At 35.3% G+C, this 1,636-nt stretch carries 2 protein-coding genes and 1 pseudogene; all 3 read left to right on the top strand.

The genetic code is table 11. The features are described 5' to 3' along the window. Positions 1 to 447: 447 nt before the first annotated feature. Positions 448 to 826: pseudogene (locus PVV66_RS09490) on the top strand (type ISP restriction/modification enzyme); the annotation flags it as partial. Positions 827 to 968: 142 nt separating this feature from the next. Beyond that, on the top strand, positions 969 to 1,277 hold the full coding sequence (locus tag PVV66_RS09485) for a type II toxin-antitoxin system RelE/ParE family toxin (protein ID WP_273719623.1): 309 nt from the start codon (positions 969 to 971) through the stop codon (positions 1,275 to 1,277). Next, a complete protein-coding gene (locus tag PVV66_RS09480; protein WP_273719606.1) occupies positions 1,258 to 1,542 on the top strand; it encodes an addiction module antidote protein in 285 nt (94 codons plus the stop codon). Before PVV66_RS09485 ends, PVV66_RS09480 begins: the two co-directional genes overlap by 20 nt. Positions 1,543 to 1,636: the final 94 nt, after the last annotated feature.

Below are 1,636 nucleotides of genomic sequence, written 5' to 3'. Positions count from 1 at the left end.
TTCATTGTGCCCTCAAAGTGAGCAACAAAATGAACCACATCATCAGCATCACAGAAAAAATCGCCAATCGCGTAACAATTTTTTAATCTTTTGATGAGAATAATACTTATAAAATCTGAGAGAAAAGCGTAAACTATACTGTATACATCTGCTTTATTGGTTGCACAAATCATATCATTCCCCCGCTTTTGAAGATTTTACAATGACACTGTTAAATGACAATTATACGCATTATACGCTTCTTAATTTTAAGGTGGCGTATATGATATCATTTCGAGGATAAAGTAAAGCCTCTTATTCATAGAATAATCTGATTTATTGGAACTGTTACATATTAGAGACAACAAGAGACACTCCATTGATTGTCGCCTGATAAGAAGCCCAAAAAACAGATAAGAGTATAAAAACAGATTGAAGAAGCACCTTTCGACATATCTTACTAAAATTATAATAAAAAACGATATCTTTTATTATGTTTACGGTCTACTTCATTCGGAAGATTATCGCTCTCGTTATGCTGATAATTTATGCAAAGAACTGCCTCGTATTCCTTGCGTAAAAACGGCTGATGATTTTTGGAAATTTGTAACAGCAGGGCGTGAGACTTAGTCATTTGCACGTAAATTATGAAGATGTGGAACCTTATCCAGTGACCTTTAAAAAAGGTAATCCAAAAGTTACAGAGATCTCTAATCCCGAAGAATTTTACTATGTTACAGAAATGAAATTCGCAAAAGCAGCTAAAGAGAAAGGAAAATCTGAAAAGGATAAATCGACTGTTTTTTACAATAGCAATATCACAATAACAGATACAAGGTGTGAAAGCGTTTTTCTATGGCGATAAATATTTTGACTAGCCGGTATTGGTCCGCCTGTCCTAACCCGGATATAATGACGCGTCATCAGAATACCTTTCTGTAAGGAATATTATTATTGACATTACACATCATGTGCATTATAGTGCACTAATGATATTCATTCATAAAACGATAGAATTTGATAATTGGCTTAAGAAACTCAAAGATAAAAAGGCTAAAGCGATTATTCTTCAACGTGTTGTACGCTTAAAACAAGGACTTTTGGGTGATGTTAAATTTTTTAATGGCATAGGTGAATTACGTATCCACTATGGTGCTGGTTACAGAATTTATTTCACAAAAAAAGGCTCTGATTTTATCCTCTTGTTATGCGGTGGAGATAAATCAACGCAGCAAAGGGATATTGAACAAGCGTTAAAGTTAAAAGAGGAGTACAGTGATGAAAATAACCCCATTTAAACCAGAAGAATATCTTGAAGACATTGAAGTACAACAAGCATTTCTCAATGAAGCCTTCAAAACTGGTGATGCTGCTCATATAGCCGATGCCATTGGTATCGTTGCTCGCTCTCAAAATATGCGTGCTTTAGCAAAAGAAACCAATCGCGAACGCAGTGGATTATATCGCTCCTTAAGTAAAACGGGTGACCCCAAGCTTTCTACTTTAGTTGCTGTCTTATCTGCCCTTAATTTACAACTCTCTGTACAATCTTCTACTTCATAAATTGAGAGGCGTTAATAGATACCTCCTCTCAATTTTAGTGATTGGTTACGAATTCAACGACGATACTTGCTTCACCGGCTTGTACCGTTTTGTC

This window comes from Bartonella sp. AU16XJBT (assembly GCF_028618665.1).
Lineage (GTDB): Bacteria > Pseudomonadota > Alphaproteobacteria > Rhizobiales > Rhizobiaceae > Bartonella.
Note: the sequence above shows the minus strand (reverse complement) of the source record. Positions and strands in the feature narration are given on the sequence as shown.